The 23,841-nt window shown below is 33.2% G+C and carries 22 protein-coding genes; 19 read left to right on the forward strand and 3 right to left on the reverse strand.

Going from position 1 to position 23,841, the window contains the following annotated elements:
• Nucleotides 1–60: 60 nt before the first annotated feature.
• Nucleotides 61–1,278 (reverse strand): MDR family MFS transporter, encoded by a 1,218-nt coding sequence (locus P5P89_RS18920; RefSeq protein ID WP_278009709.1) that lies wholly within the window; start codon nt 1,276–1,278, stop codon nt 61–63.
• A 99-nt stretch (nt 1,279–1,377) separates the two neighbouring features.
• Between P5P89_RS18920 and P5P89_RS18925 the strand changes: the two genes are divergently transcribed.
• The 5 genes from P5P89_RS18925 to P5P89_RS18945 all read left to right on the forward strand — a co-directional run bounded on the left by P5P89_RS18925 (nt 1,378) and on the right by P5P89_RS18945 (nt 5,034).
• Complete coding sequence (locus P5P89_RS18925) at nt 1,378–1,974, forward strand: DUF1684 domain-containing protein (protein WP_278009710.1); 597 nt, start codon at nt 1,378–1,380, stop codon at nt 1,972–1,974.
• Nucleotides 1,974–2,642, forward strand: coding sequence for a TatD family hydrolase (locus tag P5P89_RS18930; RefSeq protein WP_278009711.1), 669 nt, complete (start codon nt 1,974–1,976; stop codon nt 2,640–2,642). Before P5P89_RS18925 ends, P5P89_RS18930 begins: the two co-directional genes overlap by 1 nt.
• Nucleotides 2,643–2,668: 26 nt before the next feature.
• A complete protein-coding gene (locus P5P89_RS18935) occupies nt 2,669–3,385 on the forward strand; it encodes a tRNA threonylcarbamoyladenosine dehydratase (protein ID WP_163395605.1) in 717 nt (238 codons plus the stop codon).
• 72 nt (nt 3,386–3,457) lie between these two features.
• Complete coding sequence (locus P5P89_RS18940; RefSeq protein ID WP_278009712.1) at nt 3,458–4,120, forward strand: HAD family hydrolase; 663 nt, start codon at nt 3,458–3,460, stop codon at nt 4,118–4,120.
• Nucleotides 4,121–4,191: 71 nt separating this feature from the next.
• The gene (locus P5P89_RS18945) at nt 4,192–5,034 is read left to right on the forward strand and encodes a DUF2911 domain-containing protein (protein ID WP_278009713.1); all 843 of its coding nucleotides are present in this window, start codon (nt 4,192–4,194) and stop codon (nt 5,032–5,034) included.
• Nucleotides 5,035–5,105: 71 nt separating this feature from the next.
• On the opposite strand, the gene P5P89_RS18950 is transcribed toward P5P89_RS18945, so the two are convergent.
• A complete protein-coding gene (locus P5P89_RS18950) occupies nt 5,106–5,957 on the reverse strand; it encodes an aldose 1-epimerase family protein (RefSeq protein ID WP_278009714.1) in 852 nt (283 codons plus the stop codon).
• Between the two features lie 185 nt (nt 5,958–6,142).
• On the opposite strand from P5P89_RS18950, the gene P5P89_RS18955 reads away from it, so the two are divergent.
• From P5P89_RS18955 to P5P89_RS19020, 14 genes are all read left to right on the forward strand, one after another.
• The gene (locus P5P89_RS18955) at nt 6,143–8,413 is read left to right on the forward strand and encodes a M1 family metallopeptidase (protein WP_278009715.1); all 2,271 of its coding nucleotides are present in this window, start codon (nt 6,143–6,145) and stop codon (nt 8,411–8,413) included.
• Between the two features lie 467 nt (nt 8,414–8,880).
• A complete protein-coding gene (locus P5P89_RS18960) occupies nt 8,881–9,519 on the forward strand; it encodes a GNAT family N-acetyltransferase (RefSeq protein WP_223678068.1) in 639 nt (212 codons plus the stop codon).
• 62 nt (nt 9,520–9,581) lie between these two features.
• The gene (locus tag P5P89_RS18965) at nt 9,582–10,775 is read left to right on the forward strand and encodes an argininosuccinate synthase (RefSeq protein WP_223678069.1); all 1,194 of its coding nucleotides are present in this window, start codon (nt 9,582–9,584) and stop codon (nt 10,773–10,775) included.
• Between the two features lie 38 nt (nt 10,776–10,813).
• Nucleotides 10,814–11,236, forward strand: coding sequence for a hypothetical protein (locus P5P89_RS18970; protein ID WP_278009716.1), 423 nt, complete (start codon nt 10,814–10,816; stop codon nt 11,234–11,236).
• A gap of 43 nt (nt 11,237–11,279) precedes the next feature.
• Nucleotides 11,280–12,257 carry an N-acetyl-gamma-glutamyl-phosphate reductase gene (gene argC, locus P5P89_RS18975; protein WP_278009717.1) on the forward strand — a complete coding sequence of 326 codons (978 nt, stop codon included), beginning with the start codon at nt 11,280–11,282 and terminating at the stop codon, nt 12,255–12,257.
• 156 nt (nt 12,258–12,413) lie between these two features.
• The gene (locus P5P89_RS18980) at nt 12,414–13,610 is read left to right on the forward strand and encodes an aspartate aminotransferase family protein (protein WP_278009718.1); all 1,197 of its coding nucleotides are present in this window, start codon (nt 12,414–12,416) and stop codon (nt 13,608–13,610) included.
• A 38-nt stretch (nt 13,611–13,648) separates the two neighbouring features.
• On the forward strand, nt 13,649–14,842 hold the full coding sequence (locus tag P5P89_RS18985) for a glutamate-5-semialdehyde dehydrogenase (protein ID WP_278009719.1): 1,194 nt from the start codon (nt 13,649–13,651) through the stop codon (nt 14,840–14,842).
• Nucleotides 14,843–14,937: 95 nt separating this feature from the next.
• The gene (gene proB / locus P5P89_RS18990) at nt 14,938–15,699 is read left to right on the forward strand and encodes a glutamate 5-kinase (protein ID WP_278009720.1); all 762 of its coding nucleotides are present in this window, start codon (nt 14,938–14,940) and stop codon (nt 15,697–15,699) included.
• Between the two features lie 51 nt (nt 15,700–15,750).
• Nucleotides 15,751–16,698 carry an N-acetylornithine carbamoyltransferase gene (locus P5P89_RS18995; RefSeq protein WP_278009721.1) on the forward strand — a complete coding sequence of 316 codons (948 nt, stop codon included), beginning with the start codon at nt 15,751–15,753 and terminating at the stop codon, nt 16,696–16,698.
• Nucleotides 16,699–16,796: 98 nt separating this feature from the next.
• Nucleotides 16,797–17,573 carry an acetylglutamate kinase gene (gene argB / locus P5P89_RS19000; protein ID WP_278009722.1) on the forward strand — a complete coding sequence of 259 codons (777 nt, stop codon included), beginning with the start codon at nt 16,797–16,799 and terminating at the stop codon, nt 17,571–17,573.
• Between the two features lie 78 nt (nt 17,574–17,651).
• Nucleotides 17,652–18,722, forward strand: a complete 1,071-nt coding sequence (locus tag P5P89_RS19005) for a M20 family metallo-hydrolase (protein WP_278009723.1) — start codon at nt 17,652–17,654, stop codon at nt 18,720–18,722.
• 66 nt (nt 18,723–18,788) lie between these two features.
• Nucleotides 18,789–20,069 (forward strand): argininosuccinate lyase, encoded by a 1,281-nt coding sequence (argH, locus tag P5P89_RS19010; protein WP_278009724.1) that lies wholly within the window; start codon nt 18,789–18,791, stop codon nt 20,067–20,069.
• A gap of 136 nt (nt 20,070–20,205) precedes the next feature.
• Nucleotides 20,206–21,201 (forward strand): DUF2157 domain-containing protein, encoded by a 996-nt coding sequence (locus P5P89_RS19015; RefSeq protein WP_278009725.1) that lies wholly within the window; start codon nt 20,206–20,208, stop codon nt 21,199–21,201.
• Nucleotides 21,198–22,367 (forward strand): hypothetical protein, encoded by a 1,170-nt coding sequence (locus tag P5P89_RS19020; protein ID WP_278009726.1) that lies wholly within the window; start codon nt 21,198–21,200, stop codon nt 22,365–22,367. Before P5P89_RS19015 ends, P5P89_RS19020 begins: the two co-directional genes overlap by 4 nt.
• Nucleotides 22,368–22,446: 79 nt before the next feature.
• Here P5P89_RS19020 and P5P89_RS19025 read toward each other — a convergent pair whose 3' ends face one another.
• Entirely contained in the window at nt 22,447–23,820 is a 1,374-nt protein-coding gene (locus P5P89_RS19025; RefSeq protein WP_278009727.1) for a pectate lyase family protein, read from the reverse strand.
• Between the last annotated feature and the right edge of the window lie 21 nt (nt 23,821–23,841).

The following is a 23,841-nucleotide window of genomic DNA, read 5'->3' on the forward strand; positions in this document are numbered from 1 at the left end:
AAAAGCTATTTCAAATTTAATGTAATAACTTGAAATAAAGTGATTTGTAAAAGTTTTGTTTTATGAAGTTTTTTCTAAAATAAGAGCATTCTTAATCCATAAACAGCAAAAGGTTGCTATCACACCAATACTGGCCATGAAAAACCAGTTAACCTGATATCCAAATCGTGTAATAATTTCAAAACCCACTTTTGAACTGATGATATGAGCTAAACTAAAACTCATGGTATAAAGTGCCATATATTGTCCTTCCTGACCTCGGGGAGCACGACTTAATGCGAAGGCATTAGAAAAAGGAAAAGCAAGGATTTCTCCTATCGAAATACAAATCATACTAATCACGAGGATTCCTGCCCAAATATTAATTAATAATAGAAAAAAACTTAGTGACATAATAAAAGACCCCCAGATAATGATTTTTATTTTTGGTGAAGCTTTTCTTTCTAAAAATCCGACAGTAGGCATTTCTAATGCAAAAATCAGCAAGCCATTTAAGGTCATTAAAAGACCGGTTTGAAATTCTGTCAGACCAAATTTCTCATTGTGATATAGTGGTAAGGTAGTAAAAAGCTGGAAAAAGATCATAGCGGTAACAAAACTCACAAATAAGAAAACCCAAAATATCCTGTCTTTAAAAACCGATTTTGTTTCTGCCGAATTTTCAACTTTATCTTCATATGTCACTTTTTTCTTTTCTTTTACAAGTAAAGCAAAGATTGAAATCGAAATGATACAGGAAAGTCCGTCAACCCAAAAAAGCCCCTGATATCCTATTCCCATGATAATCAGGCCTCCTAAAGCCGGACCCGAAGCAAAACCTAAATTTACTGCCAGACGCACTAATGTTAAGGCTCGGGTTCTGTTTTCAGGCTTCGCATATGCACCAAGTGAAACAAACATGGCAGGCCTAAACATATCTGCAATAGCCATTAAACAAAACATCCCTATACAAAGTCCGAAAAAGCTAGTAATATATTGAATCAAAAACATAGAAATTCCAGTTGTAAACAAACTAAAAATCATGATTTTATAAAATCCTATTTTATCGGATAATTTTCCTCCTAGCCAGGATCCCAGCATAGATCCGAATCCGAATGCGACCATAATCCACCCAACCTGATTATAAGTAAAATGAAGGTCTTCTTTTAAATATTTTGATAAAAAAGGCAATACCATTGTACCTGCACGATTAATAAAAGTAATAATAGCAAGTATCCATATTTCTCTTCTAAATCCTCTGAAATTGTTGATGTAATGGTGAAAAGCGTTTTTTAACATTATAAAAAGAAGTTATTTTCAACAAAGTTAGGAAACTTTGTAACGTGAAGCGGTTGCTGCTTTGTTTGTTTTAAACTATTTTTGTGCAAAATTTCTATAATGAAAAATAGTGTACTTATTTTATTATTGGTATTTAATTGGACTTATAGTCAGGTTAAATTCAATAAAAATAATGCTGAAAAATTTCAGAAGACTATTAATGCGGAATATGCAGATGCAAAAACCAGCCCATTAATGGCTAATGATTTGAAAACGTTTAAATCACTTGACTTTTATCCTATAAGCAGTAAATATTTTGTGAAAGCAAAACTGGTAAAAGCTAAAAATGAAAAAGCATTTGAAATGAAAACATCAACTTCAAGAAAACCGAAATACATTAAATATGGAACGGTTTTCTTTACAATTGATGGAGTTGCATTACAATTGAATGTTTATCAGGATGTGGAACTCTCTAAATCAGATAAGTATAAAAATCATTTGTTTTTACCTTTTTCAGATTTAACGTGTGGCAAAGAGAGTTACATTGGAGGAAGATATATTGACCTGGAAGTTCCAAAAGGAAATACAATCGAAATCGATTTTAATCAATCTTATAATCCTTATTGTGCTTATAATCATAAATATTCATGCCCAATTGTTCCATTGGAAAATGATTTAAATATTGCCATTAAGGCTGGTGTAAAAACGTTTCATTAATGAAATTTTTCAATCTTCATACGCATCAGTTTACCAATAATCCTGATGTTTTAGAGTTGGTGAATCAATATCCGCAGGATTTTGATGTTTCAGTTCCGTTTTATTCTATTGGAATTCATCCATGGTACATTGTTGAAGGCAGAATTGATGCCGACTTAAAAATTATTGAAGAAAAATTAAAAGAATATAATTGTCTGGCCATTGGTGAGTGCGGTCTGGATAAGCTAATTGAAATTCCATTTAAACAGCAGGTTAGTGTTTTTGAAAAGCAGTTGTTTTTAGCAGAAAAATATAAAAAGCCAGTAATTATTCATTGTGTTGCAGCATATCAGGAAGTGATTTCAATAAAAAAGAAGTTGAATATTTCGGTTCCGATGATCATTCATGGTTTTTCAAAGAGTCATCAGATTGCGAATCAGCTTGTTAAGGAAGGGTTTTATCTTTCGTTTGGAAAATTTTTATTACGAAATCCGGATTTAAAAACAGTTTTTCAAAATATACCAAATGATCGCTTCTTTTTGGAAACAGACACAATTGAAGAAAATATTCAAGAGGTTTATGAATTAGCTTCAAATTATAAAGAATTAAAAAATCAAGAATTACAAGCAGTAATCTCAAATAATTATAAAGATGTGTTCAGAATCAATCATTCTGAAACGAAGAAGTAAACAAATTAAAATAACAAAAGGAGTATATGGCAGAGTGGACAGAAAGAGCCGAGCTTTTATTTACAAAAGAAGGATTAGATAACCTGCAGAATGCCAATGTTTTGGTTGTGGGTTTAGGAGGGGTAGGATCGTTTGCAGCTGAATTTTTGGCTAGAGCAGGAGTAGGTAATATGACTATAGTTGACGGAGATGTTGTTGATATTACAAATATAAACAGACAATTGCCTGCTTTGCATTCAACTGTTGGGGAACCAAAAATTAAAATTGTAAGTGACCGACTGATGGATATTAATCCTAAACTAAAGTTAACCCGCGTACAGGAATTTTTATCACCGGAACGTGCTTTTGAAATCGTTTCCCCAGAATTTGATTATGTTTTGGACTGTATTGATAGTGTGACACCGAAGCTAAATTTGATTTTTGCTGCAAAACGTAAAAAAGTAAAAATTATAAGCAGTATGGGAGCCGGTGGGAAAATGCTGGCTTCAAAAGTAAAAGTTGGGGATATTTCAAAAACCTGTTATTGCCCATTTGCAAAAACAATTAGACGCCGGTTAAAAGCAGAAAAAATTTATAAGTTAAAAGTAGTTTTTTCTCCTGAGATTCCTGATAAAAAGAGTTTACGAATGACAGATGGTAAAAATTTTAAAAAATCATTTTACGGAACCAATAGTTACATCCCTGCTTTATTTGGCTTACACGCCGCAGAGACCGTAATACGTCACTTGCTTAAAAAAGAATAGTTTAATGCTTAGGATCTAAGTGATAATAAAAAACAAATTGCTTGGAATCTAAAACCTTAGTAGCTTAATAAAATGATTAAAACAGTAATTTTTGATATGGACGGTGTAATTGTGGATACAGAACCCGTTCATCGTTATGCTTATTACAAACAATTTTCAGAATTAAATATTGAAGTTTCGGAAGAAATGTATACTTCATTTACAGGATTTTCAACCAGAAATACATTTCAGGCATTAAAAGGATTTTTTCCAACAATAGAAGATGGTGTTGAGGATTTGATCAAAAGGAAAAGAAGTATTTTTAATGATGCTTTTGATACCAAAGAAGATTTGTATTTATTGGAAGGGGTAGAGGATTTAATAAAAAATTTGTACGCTAACGGAATTCAGTTAATTTTAGCTTCATCTGCTTCAAAGGTAACTATTGACCGTGTTTTTACCCGATTTAATTTGCATCAGTATTTTTCTGCTATTGTAAGTGGTGAAGATTTTCCGCAATCAAAACCAAATCCGGCTATTTTCCTGCATGCCGCTTCCTTATCTATTGCTCCTAAGGAAAATTGTATCATAATAGAAGACAGTACAAATGGAGTAAAAGCAGCTAAAGGAGCAGGTATTTTCTGTGTAGGGTATAGAAGTGTGAATTCAGAAGGACAGGATTTATCTGAAGCGAATATTATTATTAATCACTTTAATGAGTTAGATGCTTTCAAAATATCACAGTTAAGTGTTTGAATTAAGTAAAATTTAACTTTTGTCCTTTTTTGAATTCGTAATTTTGAAAAAAACAAATTGACTTATAGAAAATGAAAAAACTACTTATTGCTTTAGCCGTTATTTTAGCGCCTCTTGCTACAGAAGCACAAATAAGAACACCTCAGGCTAGTCCAAAAGGGTATATTAAACAAACCGTTGGATTAACAGATGTTGAAGTTACCTATTCGAGACCAGGTGCCAGAGGCAGGGCTGTTTTTGGTAATCTGGTTCCGTTTGGAAAATTATGGAGAACAGGTGCGAATGAAAATACAATAATCAATTTTGGTGATGACGTTGTTATTGATGGTAAGACATTAAAAAAAGGAAAATATGCAATTTATACTATCCCAAAAATAGAAAGCTGGGAAATAATTTTTTACCTTTCTACTGATAACTGGGGATTGCCTGAAAACTGGAGCGATGCTTACGTGGCATTGAGAACAACTGTTAAAGAAGATGCATTGCCAACTCCTGTTGAAACTTTTACTATAGGAATTAATAATCTGGATCAAAATTCAGGATATTTGGAAATAGCCTGGGAAAACTCCCATGTGGCCTTGAAATTTGAAGTCCCTACTGCCAAAATAGCTAATGCCAGCATTCAAAAAACTTTGGCCGGTCCAACATGGAATGATTATTATGCTGCATCCCAATATTTATTCCAGTCAAATGGCAATATGATTCTTGCAAGAGAGTATGTAGATAAAGCATTAGAATTGAGTACTGATAAACCTTATTATCTTACAAGATTAAAATCATTAATTCAGGCTAGACAAGGTGATAAAGCGGGAGCAGTTGAAACAGCCAAAATTTCTTTAGCATCTGCAGAAGCTGCGAATAATCAGGATTATGTAAAAATGAACAAGGATAGTATTTCAGAATGGAGTAGATAATCCGCAATACAAAATAATAAAGTACAAACCCATTTTGTTTCATCTCAAAATGGGTTTTTTATTGTTTTTAATTAAAAGATTTCTATATCGAATGAAGTATTAAAACTTTGATTCGCTTCAAGAATCAGTATTCCCTCTTTTTTAAATAAATCTCCTGATTTTTCAAGTGTATCAGAATAACCAAACCAAGGTTCAATACAAATAAATGGAGCATTTTCTTTAGTCCAGATTCCTAAACTTGGAAAATCCTTAAAATCAACCTTAATATATGGTTTTGAGTTTTCAAGTATAGTTAAAGAATTTGATTCTAAGGTTTTAAAAACCAAAGCATCATTTTCAAATAATTTATAATGTAATCGAACTGTATTATTTGAAGATTCTAAAATCTGATTAGTATTAGAAATTAATCCATCTTCAAGAAGTGAATATTCCAGTTTTTCTTCTTTTTCAAATTGAATACTGTAGTTTGAAAAATTTTCAGGTAAGGCAAAGGCAGGATGGGCTCCAATAGAAAAAGGAATTTGTGTTGCTTCTTTATTGATTACTTTGTATCCAATATTTAATTTATTTCCTTCAAGTTTGTAAATAATCTGCAATTCAAACTTAAAAGGGTATTTCTCAAGTGTTCCTTCATCATGGGATAAAGAAAATGTGGCAGATGATTCTGTTTTTTCAATTAATTGAAATTCCATATCACGGGCAAAACCATGTCTTAGTAAGCGATATTCTTTTTTATTAAATGTATAAGTTTCGTTTTTTAAGCTTCCCACAATTGGAAAAAGTATAGGAGAATGTTTCGGCCAATAATTAGGGTCTCCATTCCACATGTATTCTTTATTTTGATCGTTTGTTAATGAAAATAATTCAGCTCCAGCATGTTTTATAGAAGCTTTTAGTGCTTTATTTAAGATTGTTGTATCCAAAATGATATTTTTAAGTGAGATTAAACCTTTATAATGTAAATATAATTCTTATAAATTTTAATTTACAGAGAAATGATTTAAATTACTTTTTTAATAATATTTTGCTAAAATTGAATATAAGCTTTGAGTTTTCTCTGTGAATAGTATTTTTTTTCATTAATTTGCTATATAAACAGGTATAAAATATGAAAAGAAAATTCGCTAAAGCCTTATTGTTAACGGCTTTGTTTGTAGGAATTTATTCTGTTACTGCTCAGCAGGCACCGGTAACAGCAGGAAATCCAGTTAATAATTACAATTATCATGATGCCTTCGCACCGCATTTTTACACAAAAAATGGTACCCCAACCCGTTCAGCAAGCGGGCAGCCAGGTGTTGAATACTGGCAAAACAGGGCAGATTATCAGATTACGGCAAAATTAAACGCTACTACAAATGAAATAGTCGGTACCGATGAAATTACATACACAAATAATAGTCCGGATAAACTTTCTTTCGTATGGCTGAATTTAGATCAGAATTTATTCAAAAATGACTCACGTGGAAATGCAGTTGTACCTTTAACAGGAAGTCGTAATGGAGCACAGGGGCAAATTTTTGACGGAGGAAATAAAATAAAATCAGTTAAAGTAACTTTAGGAGATAAGAAAAAAACAGAGGCTGAAGCGAAATATATAATTACAGATACCAGAATGCAGATTTTTCTTCCACAGGAATTAGCATCAAAGGGAGGTTCTGTAAAAATAAAAATAGAATTTTCGTTTATTGCCCCGTTTGAAGGGTCTGACAGAATGGGAGTATTGGAAACCAAAAACGGAAAAATATTTACTATAGCTCAATGGTATCCACGTATGTGTGTGTATGATGATGTAAGAGGATGGAATACAGCACCATATCTGGGGGCTTCTGAGTTTTATCTTGAATATGGTGATTTTGATGTCAAACTTACAGTTCCGGCTAATCATTATGTTGTCGGATCAGGTGAATTGTTAAATGGTGCAGAAGTTTTGCCGGCGGAGCAATTTAAGCGCTATAAAGAAGCATCTCAAAGCGATAAAACGGTTGTTATTCGTTCTGCAGAAGAAGTCGCAGCCGAAGCAAATGCCACCAACACAAATACTGAAAAAACATGGCATTATCAGATTAAGAATGCCCGAGATTTCTCGTGGGCTTCATCCCCGGCCTTTATTTTAGACGGAGCAAAAATTAATCTTCCAAGTGGCAAAAAAGCGTTGGCCCTATCGGCTTATCCTGTTGAAAGTTCGGGTAAAGACGGTTATGGTCGTTCTACAGAGTATGTAAAAGCATCAATTGAGCATTATTCGAAACAGTGGTTTGAATACCCTTATCCTGCAGCTACAAACGTCGCAGGAAATGAGGGAGGAATGGAATATCCGGGAATTGTTTTCTGTGGATGGAAATCAAAAGGTCAGGATTTATGGGGAGTTACAGATCATGAGTTTGGCCATATCTGGTTTCCAATGATTGTGGGTTCAAACGAAAGATTATTCGGATGGATGGATGAAGGTTTCAATACTTTTATAAATTTATTGAGTACTGAAGCATTTAATAATGGTGAATATAAAGAAAAGCCTACCGATTTACACGAAATGGCAGAGCCCTTTACAAGACCAGACTTAGAAACCATTATGAGTTCTCCTGACAATATGAAGGAAGCTAATATTGGGATGCTGTGTTATTTTAAACCAAGTGCAGGTTTAATTATTTTGAGAGAACAGATTTTAGGAAAAGAGCGTTTTGATACTGCATTTAGAACTTATATCCAAAGATGGGCTTACAAACACCCTCAGCCTGATGATTTTTTCAGATCCATGGAAAATATTGCCGGTGAAGATTTAAGCTGGTTCTGGAGAAGCTGGTATGTAAATAACTGGCGTTTTGATCAGTCAATTAACTGGATTAAATATGTAAAAAATGATCCTGCAAAAGGAGTTATCATGAATGTTTCCAACTTAGACAAAATGCCAATGCCTATTGTTCTGGATGTAAAAACAAAAAGCGGAAAAGTGGCAAGAGTTAAATTACCTGTAGAAATTTGGCAGCGCAATAATGACTGGTCTTTCAAACATAATTCTACAGAGGAAATAGAAAGTATAACTTTAGATCCTGATCATGCTTTTCCGGATAATAACGTAAGTAATAATGTTTGGACGGCTGGAAAAGGAAAAGTTGAAAAAGATATTATCCTGGATGGTTATTTGGGGCTTTATTCTACAAAAAATGCGCCTTTAAAAATCGAATTAACTGAAAAGAATAATGTTTTAAATGTTGAAATTACAAATTTTCCTAAGTTTACGGTTGAACCTGTAGCAGGTGAAAAGGATACTTTTATATCTAATGCAGCAGGTTTAAAATTTAAATTTAATGAAGCAAAAACAGCTTTTGATATGACTATTTTAGGTAATGGGCAAGTAATTCCATTTACTAAAAATTAAAATAAAATTTCTAAATAATTCAGTCCGATAGGTTTATGCTAATCTATCGGACTTTTTTTGTTTCATAAAATAACATTCCATTAAAAAAATGTTAGAATTTTAAAAAATGGTTTTGTAAATAAAAAAATAGTGTACTTTTGCACCGATGAATAAAATAAGTTTACATACAACTTCTTTGTCACGGACAATCTCACCTGGTACTTCTCCCGAAGTACGGATGCTATCTATATAGTATTCAAAGAGTTTTTCGTCGCGTATTTATTTATATTCATTTTTATTTTGAAATCACTTAAGTTGTCCATCGGGCAAACACATACCAAAAGTATTTATTTTTTTATAAAAGACCTCAGTCAACTTTTTGATCTTGAAGGTGTTACTTCTGTTGTGCTTGATTTTATTAGCTTGTTTTTTGAATTTCAAACCAAACAATACGTTTTAATATTTAACGCTAAACTTCAATTACTGAAATGAAGATATCTATTGTTGTTACTCAGGAAGAACACTTCAAATTCGCACAGGAAATTTGCGATACTATAGAATCATCTGCCTTGTTAAGAGGTACAGGGATTGCTAAAAGGACTCCTGAATACATTCAGAAAAAAATGTCTAACGGAGATGCGATGATTGCTCTTGTAGACGAAAAATTCGCAGGTTTTTGTTATATCGAAAGTTGGGAGCACGGAAAATTCGTGGCACACTCAGGTTTAATCGTGCATCCGGATTACAGAAACTTAGGTTTGGCTAAAAAAATAAAATCAAAAGTTTTTGATTATTCCCTGAAAAAATATCCAAACGCTAAAATATTTGGTATTACAACTGGTTTGGCGGTTATGAAAATTAACTCTGAATTAGGTTATAAACCAGTTCCTTTCTCAGAATTAACAACAGACCCAAGTTTTTGGGCTGGCTGTAAAACATGTACCAACTTTCCGATTCTTCAAAGTAAAGAAAATAAAATGTGCTTGTGTACCGGAATGTTATATGATCCAAAAGATAAGCCAAAAGATCCGCCAAGACATCCTTTTAACGAGGCTGTTTTGAAAAGATTAAAAAAAATAAAACAAGCTTTATTTTTAAATAAAATTTTATCTGTTTTATTTACCTAAAAAACTAATTAAAAGAAATCTCAAACTGCTACATACGAAAGTATTAGCCTAAATTATAAAAAATGAAAAAAGTAGTATTAGCTTATAGCGGAGGATTAGATACCTCGTATTGTTTGAAATATTTAAAAAATGAAAAAGGATACGAAGTTCACACTGTTCTTGTTGACACAGGAGGATTCGACGCAGAAGAATTATCAGCAATTGAAAAAAGAGCTTACGAATTAGGAAGTGCACAACACGCAAACCTTACAATCGTAGACAAATATTATGATAAAGCTATAAAATATTTGATTTTCGGAAACGTATTAAAAAACAATACATATCCGTTATCAGTAAGTGCAGAGCGTGTTTTCCAAGCTATTGAAGCAATTAAATATGCTAAAAAGGTAGGAGCAAGTGCCATCGCACATGGAAGCACAGGTGCAGGAAACGATCAAATCCGTTTTGATTTGATTTTTCAGACTATCGCTCCAGAAATCGAAATCATTACACCAATTAGAGATTTAAAATTGTCTAGACAAGAAGAAGTAGAGTACCTTCAAAAAAACGGTGTAAGTTATTCTTGGGAAAAAGCACAATATTCTATCAATAAAGGTCTTTGGGGAACCAGTGTTGGAGGTAAAGAAACTTTAACTTCAGGACAGCCATTACCAAGTGAAGCTTATCCTTCACAATTGCAAAAAGAAGGTGAAGAAAAAGTAACACTTCATTTTGAACAAGGAGAATTAGTTGCATTGAATGGTAAAAAAGATGTTCCTGAAAAAAATATTGTAAAACTTGAAAAACTAGCAAATGCTTATGCAATTGGTAGAGATATTCACGTTGGAGATACGATTATCGGAATTAAAGGAAGAGTTGGTTTTGAAGCTGCTGCTCCATTAATTATCATCAAAGCGCACCATTTATTAGAGAAACATACTCTAGGAAAATGGCAGCAATATTGGAAAGAGCAATTAGGAAACTGGTACGGGATGTTGTTTCACGAAGGTCAGTTTTTAGATCCTGTTATGAGAAACATTGAGACTTTCCTGCAAGACACTCAAAAAACAGTAAACGGAACAGTAACTGTTTCATTAAAACCATATCATTTTTCGCTTGACGGAATCGAATCTAAAAATGATTTGATGAATACAGGTTTCGGTCAATATGGAGAAATGAACAATGCCTGGACATCAGACGATGCAAAAGGATTTATTAAGATTTTAGGAAATGCTCAAAATATATTTTCATCTGTAAATAATGAAAAATTTGAATAGTTAGTTGTTTGGTATTTTTAGATATATATACTTAATTTATGAAAGCAAAAGTATTTTTTTTATTTCCAATTCTTTTATTGTTTTTAGCTTGTGAAAGTGATGACGTAAAATCATCTGATAATGAGACTTTAAAAGAAATTACTTGCGAAGTTGTTTTGTTTGAATTTACTGCTGACACAGGTAATGGCTCTTCTCGTTTAAGATATAATATAAAATTCACCAACCCAAACAAGCTAGCGATTAAAGGGACAGCTTCTATAACATTGGATTATAACGGAGTAGTATTGACACCTATAAAAAAAATTATTGATGAAGACTCCTATATTCATATTGGTGCTAACTCTAGTTATACAGAAGTATATGATGTTGTTTCTCCTCATGAGACAAATTTACTGAGTCCTGAACAGATAAAGGCATTTTATGTAAAGTTTGTATCTGCTAAATTTATTGTTGCAGAATAATAAAAACAAAAGATTTCTTTATAGAATCTTAAAAAATAAAATTATGATCAATATCGGAATAATAGGTGGTTCAGGTTATACAGCAGGAGAATTAATTAGAATCCTGATGTATCACCCAAATGCCAAATTAGATTTTGTTTACAGTACAACAAACGCCGGGAAACCACTTTCTGTAGCGCACCACGATTTGATGGGCGATATTGAAATGAATTTTACAGCCGAAATAAACCCGAATGTGAATGTTGTTTTCTTGTGTTTAGGTCACGGAAAATCAATTTCATTTTTGAAAGAAAATCAATTTGCGAGTCATACTAAAATCATTGATTTAGGAAATGATTTCAGATTGAATAAAGACGCTCATTTCGAAGGAAAAGATTTCATTTACGGATTGCCAGAAATCAATAAATCTGAAATTAAAAAAGCAAATTACATCGCCAATCCAGGTTGTTTTGCAACTGCTATTCAGTTGGCGTTATTGCCTTTAGCAGAGCACAAGTTGCTGAATAATGATGTTCATATTAATGCAACAACAGGAAGTACAGGAGCAGGAGTAAGTCTTTCAGAAACTTCTCATTTCAGTTGGAGAAACAACAATTTTTCGCATTACAAAGCTTTTGAACACCAGCATTTAGGTGAAATTTCAGAAAGTTTGGTTCAGTTGCAGGATGATTTTGACAGTGAATTGCTTTTTATTCCGAATAGAGGAGATTTTCCAAGAGGAATTTTCGCAACCTTATACACGTTATGCGATGATAGTTTGGAGCAAATAGTTGAAAAATATGAAGAGTTTTATAAAAATGAGCCTTTCGTAACCGTTACAACTACTAACATCAACATGAAACAAGTGGTTCAAACGAACAAATGTATCATTAGTTTATTGAAAAAAGGAAACCGGGTTCTCATAACATCAATTATAGATAACTTAACCAAAGGTGCTTCAGGACAAGCAATCCAAAACATGAATTTAATGTTCGGATTGGAAGAAACCACAGGTTTACATTTGAAACCAAGCGGATTTTAATTTTTTAGTTTCAAGTTTTTAGTTTCAGGTTTTAAGTTCTCTACGTAACCTGAAAAATATAAAGAAAGATAAACTAGTTTTCAGTTTAAAGTTTCAAGTTGCACGTTCTGCGGATAACCTGAAACATTAAACCTGAAACAAAATAAACAAAACAAAATGAACTTATTCAACGTTTACCCATTATATGACATTACTCCAGTAAAAGCAGTAGACTGCACAATTTTTGACGACAAAGGAGTAGAATATTTAGATTTATACAGCGGACATGGAGTGATTTCCATCGGACATACACAGCCGGATTATGTGGCTAAATTGAAAAACCAATTAGATCACTTAGGATTTTATTCAAATGCGATTCAGAATCCTTTGCAGGTTGAATTGGCTCAGAAACTAGGAAAGCTTTCTGGTTTAGAAGATTACGAATTATTTTTATGCAGTTCTGGAGCTGAAGCAAACGAAAATGCTTTAAAATTAGCTTCTTTCCATAACGGAAAATCAAGAGTTGTGGCTTTTCATAATTCTTTCCACGGGAGAACTTCTGCAGCTGTTGCGGTTACAGATAATAAAAAGATTGTTGCGCCAATTAATGCACAGCAGGAAGTTACTTTTTTACCTCTAAACCAAATCGAATTAGTTGAAGCGGAATTAGCAAAAGGAGATGTTTCTTCTGTAATTATTGAAGGAATTCAGGGAGTTGGAGGTTTAGACCAAGGAACAACGGAATTTTTTCAGGCATTGGAAAAAGCATGTAAAAAACACGATGTGGTTTTAATCTTAGACGAAGTACAGTCAGGATACGGAAGAAGCGGAAAATTTTTCTCGTTTCAACATCACGGAATTAATGCTGATATTATTTCAGTTGCAAAAGGAATGGGGAATGGTTTCCCGGTTGGAGCGATTTTGATTTCTCCAAAATTTGAAGCAAGTTTCGGATTATTAGGAACTACTTTCGGCGGAAGCCATTTATCTTGTGCTGCAGGAATTGCAGTTCTTGATGTAATTGAAAAATTAGATTTACAAAAGAATGTAAACGAAGTTTATGCATATTTCTTAGAGAAAATCAAAGAAGTTGACGGCATCAAACAAGTAAAAGGAAAAGGATTAATGCTTGGATTAGAATTTGATTTTGATGTAGCAGCGTTAAGAAAGAAATTAATTATCGAAAAACACATTTTTACAGGAAGCGCAAACAATAAAAATCTATTGAGAATTTTACCTCCATTAACTGTGAAAAAAACTGATATTGATACGTTTGTAAAAGCCTTAAAAGAAAGTTTAGAAGAATTAAAAACTAAACACACAATTATCCTAACAGGTTTCCAAAACTTGTTAGGGATCAATAAGTTTCGATAAAAAGAAACAACAAAAAACAACCAACCAACTACAAAATTATGAATCCATTATCAATTGAAAAACGCAATCTGGTTTTGCGGTCTATGGCAAAGCTGGTCGAGCAGGAGCGGAGTCAGATTATCTTGACCAATCAGGAAGATCTTGCCGATTACGACGGCTCAGATTTAGCGATGGAAGAACGCCTAAAAGTAGATGATAAAAAAGTCGACGAAATGATTTTATCATTAAACCAATTGGCTTCTCAGGAAGATCCTGTTGGCGTTGAGCGTTTTCATTTTACGCATGATAATGGAATAAAAGTCATAAATAAAACGGCGGCATTCGGAACGATTTTAATTATTTATGAATCTCGTCCAGATGTCACAATTGAAGCTGGTGGAATTGCTTTTAAATCCGGAAATAAGATTTTATTAAAAGGAGGAAAAGAATCATTAAAATCAAATTTGAAAATCGTAAGCCTTTGGCACAAAGCTTTAGAAGAAAACGGAGTTTCGAAAGACTGGGTGGAATATCTGAATTATAACAGAACAGAAACTCAGGCCTTCTTAGAAAAACCAACTCAAAAAGTCGATTTAATAGTTCCAAGAGGCGGAGAAAAATTAATTGAATTTGTAAAAGCGCATGCCACCTGTCCAGTTATTGTAAGCGGACGAGGAAATAATTTTGTTTACGTTCATGAAAAAGCAGATACAGATTTGGCTTTAAAAGTAATTTTAAATGCTAAAACAGCTAAAATATCGGCTTGTAATGCTTTGGATAAAGTTTTAATAGATTCTAAACTACCCAATTTTGAAGGCTTCACAGCAATGCTGATTGAAGCTTTAATAGAAGTAAAAGTGGAAGTTATTGTAGATAAATCTTTAGCAAATTTCGAAAATACCAAAACACTTCAAAACGAAGATATTTGGTACGAGGAGTTTTTAGATTATAAAATAGTAATCGGAACCATCGATTCTCTGGATCATGCTATTGATATGATTAATAAATACTGCGGAGGTCATTCTGCAGCGATTATTACAAGAGATAATGAAGTGGCCAAACAGTTTATGGAATCGATAGATGCAGCAGCGGTTTACCAAAATGCCTCAACCCGTTTTACAGACGGCGGGCAATTCGGCCTTGGCGGAGAATTAGCGATCAGTACCGATAAATTACATCAAAGAGGTCCAATTGGTTTACAGCATTTGGTAACCAATAAATGGTACGTTTACGGAGAAGGACAGATTAGGTAAGTGAGATAATGTGAAAATTGAGGCAATTAGATAATTTGAAAATTCTGAAAAATTAGAATCTCAGCGTCTTAGAACCTTAGCATCTTTTAGAAAAAATGGCTAAAAAACGGATTTTATTAAAAATAGGGAGTAATACTTTAACCAAAGAAACCAATCATATTTCACGGGGAAAGATTGAAGATCTTGGAGTTCAGATTGCGGCTTTGAATGACGAATATGAATTTATCATCGTAAGTTCAGGGGCAATTGCAGCGGCGAAGCAATTTGTAAAGCTGGATAATCAGGATAAAGATGTTTTTGTGAAACAGGCGTTGGCATCTATCGGACAACCTCATTTAATGCGGATTTATAATGAGAATTTTAAGGATTTAGGATTAAATACCTCTCAGTGTCTGCTTTCTTATTCTGATTTTGAAAAAGAGCAGACCAAAAAGAACATTGTAAATACGATCAATGTATTGGTTAAAAACAATTACATTCCGATTATCAATGAAAATGATACTGTTGCGACAGATGAGATTCGGTTTGGAGATAATGATAAATTAGCGGCTTTAACGGCAGTTCTTTTAAATGTTGATATTCTGATAATTGCGACCAATACAAACGGAATTTATACAAAAGTGTCTATTCAGGATGAAATTCCCGAAACTATTAAATTGGTAAACGATTTAAAACTTTTAGAAAAAGAAATAGGAGATTCAAAATCCTCACACGGAACAGGAGGAATGCAGTCCAAAATTGAAGCAGCAGGAATTGCGAAAGCAGCTAATATAGAAACCTGGATCGTGAATGGACTAAATGATAATTTTATTCTGAGGGCATTAAAAGACGAAATTCCATTTACAAGGATTGTATAAAGTGTAGAATTATGTATTAAGATTTTTAATCTTCCAAAAAACTAAAAAACAATGAACTATATTTCAATAAAAGATATCGACTCATTATCAAAGTGGGTAAAACAAGCGATTAAAATAAAAAATAATCCGCTTAAGAACAAGAAACTCGGAAAGAATAAAACTTTAATAATGCTGTTTTTCAATTCTAGTCTCAGAACTCGCTTAAGTACACAAAAAGCGGCCATGAATTTAGGAATGAATGTAATGGTGATGAACTTTGGCAGTGAAGGCTGGACTTTGGAATTTGATGACGGAGCTGTAATGAATTCAGGTGCTTCAGAACATATTAAAGAAGCAGCAGAAGTTGTTTCGCAATATGGTGACATCATTGCAATCCGCGCTTTTGCAGGTTTAGTTGATAAAGAAAAAGATTATGCTGAAACTGTTATTTCAGGATTTTTGAAACATGCTACGGTACCAATTGTAAACATGGAAAGTGCTGTACGTCATCCATTGCAGTCTTTGGCAGATGCAATTACAATGGAAGAATTCAAAACGAAACACAAACCAAAAGTTGTTCTTTCGTGGGCTCCACATCCAAGAGCTTTGCCACAGGCAGTTGCGAATTCTTTCGTAGAAATGATGCAGATGCAAAAAGATATGGATTTTGTAATCACACATCCTGAAGGTTATGAATTAAGTCCGGAAATTACAAAAGATTCTAAAATCGAATACGATCAAAATAAAGCTTTTGAAAATGCCGATTTTGTTTACGTGAAAAACTGGAGCAATTTCAATGATTACGGAAAAGTAACCAACAGTGATCCAAACTGGACGGTTACTGCCGAAAAAATGGCCTTAACCAATAATGGAAAATTCATGCACTGTCTTCCGGTTCGTCGTAACGTAATCGTAAGCGATGAAGTAATCGACAGTGAAAATTCAATCGTAATCGAACAGGCAAACAACAGAACGTATTCTGCGCAATTAGTATTGCAGAAGATTTTAAAAAAGCTGTAGCTTTTTTAAAGTTACTAAGGTTCTAAGCTACTAAGCTGCTAAGAGCCTTTCTCAAGAAAAAAAGCTTAGAATCTTAGAACCTTAGCAACTTAGAAGCTATGAATCAAGTATCAGTAATAAAAATAGGTGGAAACATCATTGACAATCCAGCAGAATTAGAACAATTTTTAACTGATTTTTCTAAAATTGAAGGACATAAAGTTTTAGTTCACGGCGGTGGAAAATCGGCTACCAAAATGGCGCAGAGTATTGGTTTAGTTCCGCATATGATTGATGGACGTCGAATTACAGATGCTCCAATGTTGGATGTCGTGGTGATGATTTATGCAGGTCAGATCAACAAACATATTGTGGCGCAATTGCAGGCAAAAGACAACAACGCAATCGGATTTTCTGGGGCTGATGGAAATTTAATCCAGTCAACAAAAAGAAATCACCCAACAATTGATTACGGATTTGTAGGCGATGTAAAACAAGTCAATACAAAATTGCTGGCAACTTTATTAGAAGCGGGAATTATACCCGTTTTTTGTGCGATTACGCACGACAAAAACGGACAATTATTAAATACAAACGCTGATACTATTGCAAGTGAATTGTCGATTGCATTATCTGAAGTTTTTGATGTTACGCTGACTTACTGTTTTGAAAAACAAGGTGTTTTGATGGATTCAGAAGACGATTCATCTGTAATTACAGAAATCAACGAAGTTTTATACAACAAACTAAAAGAAGAAAAAGTAATCCATTCCGGAATGATTCCTAAGCTGGATAATTGTTTCAACAGCTTATCAAGAGGTGTACAGAAAATAAAAATCGGGCATCATAGAATGCTTCAAAATTCTGATATTCCGCATACGACTATTACTTTATAAAACAAAAAGTTGCTAAGTTTCAAATAAACCAAGACTTTTGCAGTCTTAGAATTTTAGCATCTCAGTACCTAGATTAAAATGAAAAATATAGAAACGCTTACCCGGGAAGCAATTGAATTATTAAGAAATCTGATTGAAACGCCTTCATTTTCGAGTGAAGAGGATCAAACAGCTCTTTTAATAGAAAATTGGTTCACTCAAAACGAGATTCCTTTCAAAAGAGAAAATAACAATGTGTGGGCTTTCAATAAAAATTTCGACGAAAATAAACCAACGCTTTTACTAAACTCTCATCATGATACTGTAAGACCAAATCAGGCATACACTAATGATCCTTTCAAAGCTATTGAAAAAGATGGTAAGCTTTTCGGTCTAGGAAGTAATGATGCAGGAGGCTGTCTGGTTTCGTTATTGGCGACGTTTGTACATTTTTATGAAAATCAAAATTTATCACATAATATTGTTATTGTTGCTTCGGCAGAAGAAGAAAGCAGTGGTAAAAATGGTTTAAACAGTGTTTTAAAACATTTGCCGGAGCTGGATTGCGCCATTGTGGGTGAGCCAACTTTGATGCAATTAGCCGTTGCAGAAAAAGGTCTTTTAGTTTTAGATGTAAAAGTAAAAGGAACTGCAAGCCACGCTGCACATCAAAATGATGATAATGCCTTATACAAATCAATTCCGGTAATGGAATGGTTTAAAAACTATAAATTCGACAAAATTTCAGACGTTTTAGGTCCAGTGAAAATGACCGTGACTCAAATAAACGCAGGAAAACAGCATAATGTAGTACCTTCAGAATGTGACTTGGTGGTTGATATTCGTGTAAACGACTGTTACACTAATTCTGAAATTTTAGAAGTAGTTACAGCCAATGTAAATGCCGAAGTTACCCCAAGATCCATGCATTTAAATGCTTCGTCTATTCCAATCGCCCATGGTTTGGTTCAGGCCGGAATCGCTTTAGGAAGAACAACGTATGGTTCTCCAACACTTTCAGACCAGTCAGTTTTAAGCTGCCAGTCTTTAAAATTAGGACCGGGAGAAACATTACGATCGCATTCAGCAGACGAATTTATATTTGTAAATGAAATTGAAGAAGGAGTCGATTTGTATATCAAAATACTAACCGATTTCTTTAAATTATAATAATATTGAAGACAAACCTAACAGGTTTTTAAAACCTGTTAGGTTTCTTCTGAAACGTAAAAGATTATGAAACTTTGGGAAAAAGGAATACCAACAGATAAAAAAATCGAACAATTCACCGTTGGAAACGATCGTGAACTGGATTTAGTTTTAGCAAAATACGATGCTTTAGGTTCAATTGCGCACGCCAAAATGCTAGGGCAAATTGGCTTGTTAACTCAGGAAGAAACTACTTCTTTAGTTGATGCATTAAACGAAATCATTGCTGATGTCGTTGTTGGAAATTTCGAAATCGAAGACAGTTTTGAAGACGTACATTCCAAAATTGAATATTTACTAACGATGAAATTAGGTGATGCCGGAAAGAAAATCCACACGGCACGTTCCCGTAACGATCAGGTTTTAGTAGACGTTCATTTGTATTTAAAAGACGAATTAAAAGCGATAAAAGAACAGGTAAAAAACCTTTTTGATTTGTTGATGGAATCAGCAGAAAAACATCAAAATGTGTTATTGCCGGGTTATACGCATTTGCAAATCGCGATGCCATCGTCATTCGGAATGTGGTTTTCGGCTTATGCAGAAAGTCTGATTGACGATATTACAATGCTAAACGCTGCATCAAAAATTGTAGATCAGAATCCGTTAGGATCTGCGGCAGGTTACGGAAGCTCTTTTCCGATCAACAGGAGTTTTACCACGCAGGAATTAGGCTTTGAAACTTTAAAATACAATGCCGTTGCAGCACAAATGAGCCGTGGAAAAGCAGAAAAAACAGTTGCTTTTGCCATGACAAGTGTTGCGGGTACTTTATCAAAATTTGCTATGGACGTTTGTTTGTACATGAGCCAGAATTTTGATTTTATTAGTCTGCCTGCCCATCTTACAACGGGTTCGAGCATTATGCCTCATAAGAAAAACCCAGATGTATTTGAATTGATCAGAGGAAAATGCAACAAGATTCAGTCTCTTCCTTACGAAATCACTTTAATTACGAATAATCTTCCAAGCGGGTATCACAGAGATCTACAGCTTTTAAAAGAAGGTTTGTTTCCTGCGATTCAAAACCTGAAAGCTTGTCTGGATATTGCTATATTTTCTATTAAAGATATTACGGTGAAAGATCATATTTTGGAAGATAAAAAATATGATTATTTGTTTACAGTTGATACTTTAAACGAAATGGTGGTTGCAGGAATGCCTTTTAGAGATGCCTATAAAGCCGTTGCAGAACAATTGGAAGCAGGAACGTATAAATCTCCAAAAGAGACCAAACACACCCATGAAGGAAGTATTAATAATTTGTGCTTAGAGAATATAAAAGATAAAATGAAAACAGCTTATTAATTTTCATTTTTAAAACTTGGAAACCGATTTGTATTCATTTGCAAATCGGTTTTTTATTTGATCATATCTATTTTAATTTAAGAAAATTCAACCTAAATAGTATAAATTTGATAATCAGTTTAAACTATTTTAAAATATGAGAGAATTTGAAGAAGAGCGTACTCAAAAACTATTTGAGAGAAATTTTATTACCGAAGAACAATTAACTCAGATCAAAAGTTATCGCAGTTTGGGCATTTTTTCGCTTAACGCTGAATTAAAAATGTTTTTGTATTTATCAGTTTTGCTTTTTACATCCGGAATCGGAATTTTAATTTACGAAAACATAGATACAATTGGACACATTGCAATTTTATCTTTGTTATTAATCGTAACGATTGTTTGCTTTTACTTCTGTTTTAAAAATTCAAAGGGATTCCAAAAATCAGAAACTACATTCGAAAGTCCAGTTCTGGAATATTTGGTTCTTTTGGCAAACATTCTAACCTGTATCTTTATTGGCTATTTACAATTTCAATACAAACCTTTCGGGACACATTACGGCTTAGCGACATTAGTTCCAACACTTGTAAGTTTTATTTGTGCGTATTATTTTGACAACAAAAGCGTGTTGACTATTGCCATTACGGGTTTGGCTGCTTATGTAGGCTTTTCTGTGACGCCTCAGGATTTATTTCATAATGATTTTTATTCCCATCAGGAGCTAAGTTATTCTGCCATAATTCTGGGCGGTTTATTGATTTTATGGACAATTTACAGTTCAGGAATTTCTCTTAAAATGCATTTTAATTTAATTTATCTAACATTTGCATTACACATGATTAGCATTGCTTCAATTAGTAATATGGTCAATGAGTACAATGGTTTATGGATCCTTTTTTCTGCCGTTCTTGCTGGATCATGTTTTTATTTTTATAAAACAAGTTATGTGCAGAAGGCTATTTCCTTATATGTTTTTATGATTATTTATGCTTACATCGGAATCAATATTTTTCTCTTCAGAATTTTTGAGAATATAGATTTTCAGGATATTTGGATGCTGTTTGTTTTAGCTATTCCAGCCTATTTTATTGGCTCAATAGTCTTGTTTATAAAATTGATTAAAAAATTTAACAAAGAAACAGCAGAATGATAGTATTGGATAAAAATAAGTTAGAAAATTCTGTTTTGATTGAAGAAGCAGATTCGTTAAAAAATGCTGGTTTTATTGGCAAAGAACAACTGGATTTTATAAAAAAAGAACTTCCGACACTTAATAGTCATAAAAATATTCTGGTTAGAATCGGTTTCTTTTTGTTAGGATCGTTCTTATATTCTTCAATATGCAGTGCTGTATCACTTCTGGGAATTTCAGGATTAGATCATTATTGGGAAATTTTTCCTTTTTTATTTGGTATAATTGGTATTGTCGGATCAGAATTTTTGGCTAAAAAAGATTATTACAATCATGGATTAGATGATGCCTTTATTTTAGGGACAATATTGTCTTTCGGATGTGCAGTCTCATTTATTACAAAGTTGGAAAATGTTCTTCCTGTTTCAATTGTTGTAGCCATTATTTCATTTATACTATTTTTACGTTACATTCATTTATTATCAGCACTGGTTTTTTATTTGGCATTGACCTTATCATTAGGATATTCAATATTTGAATATTTGGAAGCAGGCCAGGCAATTTTACCTTTTTTCATGATGTTTTTTGGTGCTGCTACTTATTTTTCATGCAGAAAATTAATTAACAGTTTAAGAAATTCTTATTATTACAATGGAATTCTTTTAATAAAAAGCATCAGTTTGATACTGTTTTATTTATCAGGTAATTATTTAATAGTTAGGGAATTGTCGGCAAGTTTGGCAAGAGGTTATTATGAGATAAGTCCCGAAATTCCATTTGCGTTTTTCTTTTGGGTTTTCACTTTTATTGTTCCGGTTATATATGTTGTTTATTCATTAAAAAGTAAAGACAGAATTATGCTTTGGATTAGCTTTCTTGCAATAGCTTTTTCATTTTACAGTTTTCGGTTTTACCATTCGGTTTTGCCTATTGAAGTTGCATTGACTCTTGGCGGAATAATGATGTTTGCAGTTGCTTTCTATTTTATAAGAAAACTTAAAACAAAAGAAAGCGGACTAACATTCAAACCAGACAGAATCTCAAATTCAAATGCATTTTTACACGCAGAAGCTTTAATAATCGCCTCATCTTTTGGAATGAAACCAGAAGCTAAACCATCTGAATCTCCAATGGAATTTGGCGGTGGTGATTTTAGTGGAGGAGGGTCAGAAGGGACTTTTTAGTAATATTTCTTAATTTGAATAAAAAAACAGCGGTAAACTTATGTCTACCGCTGTTTTTAAATTATATAATACGTATTAATTATCCTTTTAAAAGTTTAAAAGTTTTAACTCTGTTTTCAATTTGTACTTTACAGATATAAACACCTCTGGTAATATTTGCAATATTCAATTCTAATTTTTCATTGCCTGAAATATTTTTAGAAGTAGTATAAACTTTTGAGCCATTAGGAGAATAAATCTCTATAATTGCTTTACCGCTTTCAATACTTGAAAATTCAATGTTTAAAATATTATCAATTACTGTTGGATAATATTTAATATCTAAGTTGGCAACATTATCATTTATTCCTAATGTATTAGGGCAACTTGCAGAAATTGTACCATCAGCAGTGACTTGTAATGTGGCTCCTGCGCCGCAATTAGTATTTGTTACATACGTCACTACATCAGCTGTAGAAAGTGTAGTGTAGATATAAGATGGTTTTGAAACAGTTTTTCCATAAGTTGGATCAACAGCTACTGAGGGTAGACCTCTAACACAATTAACGGATTTTAATCCAACATTAGTAGGATCTGTACCTTCACTCACAGGATTTGAAATTGTATTCACCTGTTCGAAATTACAATTCTCTACATAACAGGTTGTGCCATTATTTCCTGCACCTAAAGCAATTGCTCTTGAACTTGAAACACTAGTTTTATAGTAACAATTTAGGATATGTAATTCAGCATTTCGAGCTCTTGGCATTCTTTCTTTACAGCCGTCAGCCCAATAACAGTTTTTAAAGGTAACACTGAATCTTCCATCAGCAGGAGCATCGGTAATTGCTGAACCAACTAAACCTGAAAAACGATGATCAGCAGATCCTCCCGAACCTCCTGATGTTGCAGCTTTTAAGTAAATAAACTTACACCATGAAACAGTTATATTGTCTGCACTGCCTTTGATGTCAAAATTAGCATCCATTCCATCCTGAAACTCACAATGATCTACCCAAACATTAGTACCTTCATTAGTAAGGTTATCGTTTCCATCTACATCAAAAGCGCCAGGACCTTGGAAAATAAGATTTCTAATAATTATATTATTAGAATTTTTTTGTATGTAAAGCATTCCTGAAACGGCTTTGGATACTGTAGAACTAGTTGGATCTATCTGCAGATTACGAAATCTTGCACCTGGTAGTCCTAAAATTGTTTTATTGCTAAATGTATATTTGTATTCCTTATCAAAATCGATAGTTCCAGAAACTAAAATTACAGAGGTTGAAGTTGATTTAAGAGCTAAGTCCAATTGTGATAAAGTTGAAACCGTAACAGTATTAGCAGCAGTTGGCGTTCCGCCTCCAGTTGCTGCCGCACCAAAACCTTCAGGCGCTGACATGTAATAATTCTGAGCAAAAATAGTAGAAAAGCTAAGTAGAAAAAAAAGTAGGGGTAATGCTTTTTTCATTTTAAAAAAATTTAGTTTTTA

The organism is Flavobacterium gyeonganense (assembly GCF_029625295.1).
In the GTDB taxonomy this organism is placed as follows: Bacteria; Bacteroidota; Bacteroidia; order Flavobacteriales; family Flavobacteriaceae; genus Flavobacterium; species Flavobacterium gyeonganense.

Bases quoted from the DNA above. Each gene is read 5' to 3' on its own strand.
- P5P89_RS18920 (WP_278009709.1), bottom strand. From the start codon at position 1,278: ATGTTAAAAAACGCTTTTCACCATTACATCAACAATTTCAGAGGATTT.
- P5P89_RS18925 (WP_278009710.1), top strand. From the start codon at position 1,378: ATGAAAAATAGTGTACTTATTTTATTATTGGTATTTAATTGGACTTAT.
- P5P89_RS18930 (WP_278009711.1), top strand. From the start codon at position 1,974: ATGAAATTTTTCAATCTTCATACGCATCAGTTTACCAATAATCCTGAT.
- P5P89_RS18935 (WP_163395605.1), top strand. From the start codon at position 2,669: ATGGCAGAGTGGACAGAAAGAGCCGAGCTTTTATTTACAAAAGAAGGA.
- P5P89_RS18940 (WP_278009712.1), top strand. From the start codon at position 3,458: ATGATTAAAACAGTAATTTTTGATATGGACGGTGTAATTGTGGATACA.
- P5P89_RS18945 (WP_278009713.1), top strand. From the start codon at position 4,192: ATGAAAAAACTACTTATTGCTTTAGCCGTTATTTTAGCGCCTCTTGCT.
- P5P89_RS18955 (WP_278009715.1), top strand. From the start codon at position 6,143: ATGAAAAGAAAATTCGCTAAAGCCTTATTGTTAACGGCTTTGTTTGTA.
- P5P89_RS18960 (WP_223678068.1), top strand. From the start codon at position 8,881: ATGAAGATATCTATTGTTGTTACTCAGGAAGAACACTTCAAATTCGCA.
- P5P89_RS18965 (WP_223678069.1), top strand. From the start codon at position 9,582: ATGAAAAAAGTAGTATTAGCTTATAGCGGAGGATTAGATACCTCGTAT.
- P5P89_RS18970 (WP_278009716.1), top strand. From the start codon at position 10,814: ATGAAAGCAAAAGTATTTTTTTTATTTCCAATTCTTTTATTGTTTTTA.
- argC (WP_278009717.1), top strand. From the start codon at position 11,280: ATGATCAATATCGGAATAATAGGTGGTTCAGGTTATACAGCAGGAGAA.
- P5P89_RS18980 (WP_278009718.1), top strand. From the start codon at position 12,414: ATGAACTTATTCAACGTTTACCCATTATATGACATTACTCCAGTAAAA.
- P5P89_RS18985 (WP_278009719.1), top strand. From the start codon at position 13,649: ATGAATCCATTATCAATTGAAAAACGCAATCTGGTTTTGCGGTCTATG.
- proB (WP_278009720.1), top strand. From the start codon at position 14,938: ATGGCTAAAAAACGGATTTTATTAAAAATAGGGAGTAATACTTTAACC.
- P5P89_RS18995 (WP_278009721.1), top strand. From the start codon at position 15,751: ATGAACTATATTTCAATAAAAGATATCGACTCATTATCAAAGTGGGTA.
- argB (WP_278009722.1), top strand. From the start codon at position 16,797: ATGAATCAAGTATCAGTAATAAAAATAGGTGGAAACATCATTGACAAT.
- P5P89_RS19005 (WP_278009723.1), top strand. From the start codon at position 17,652: ATGAAAAATATAGAAACGCTTACCCGGGAAGCAATTGAATTATTAAGA.
- argH (WP_278009724.1), top strand. From the start codon at position 18,789: ATGAAACTTTGGGAAAAAGGAATACCAACAGATAAAAAAATCGAACAA.
- P5P89_RS19015 (WP_278009725.1), top strand. From the start codon at position 20,206: ATGAGAGAATTTGAAGAAGAGCGTACTCAAAAACTATTTGAGAGAAAT.
- P5P89_RS19020 (WP_278009726.1), top strand. From the start codon at position 21,198: ATGATAGTATTGGATAAAAATAAGTTAGAAAATTCTGTTTTGATTGAA.
- P5P89_RS19025 (WP_278009727.1), bottom strand. From the start codon at position 23,820: ATGAAAAAAGCATTACCCCTACTTTTTTTTCTACTTAGCTTTTCTACT.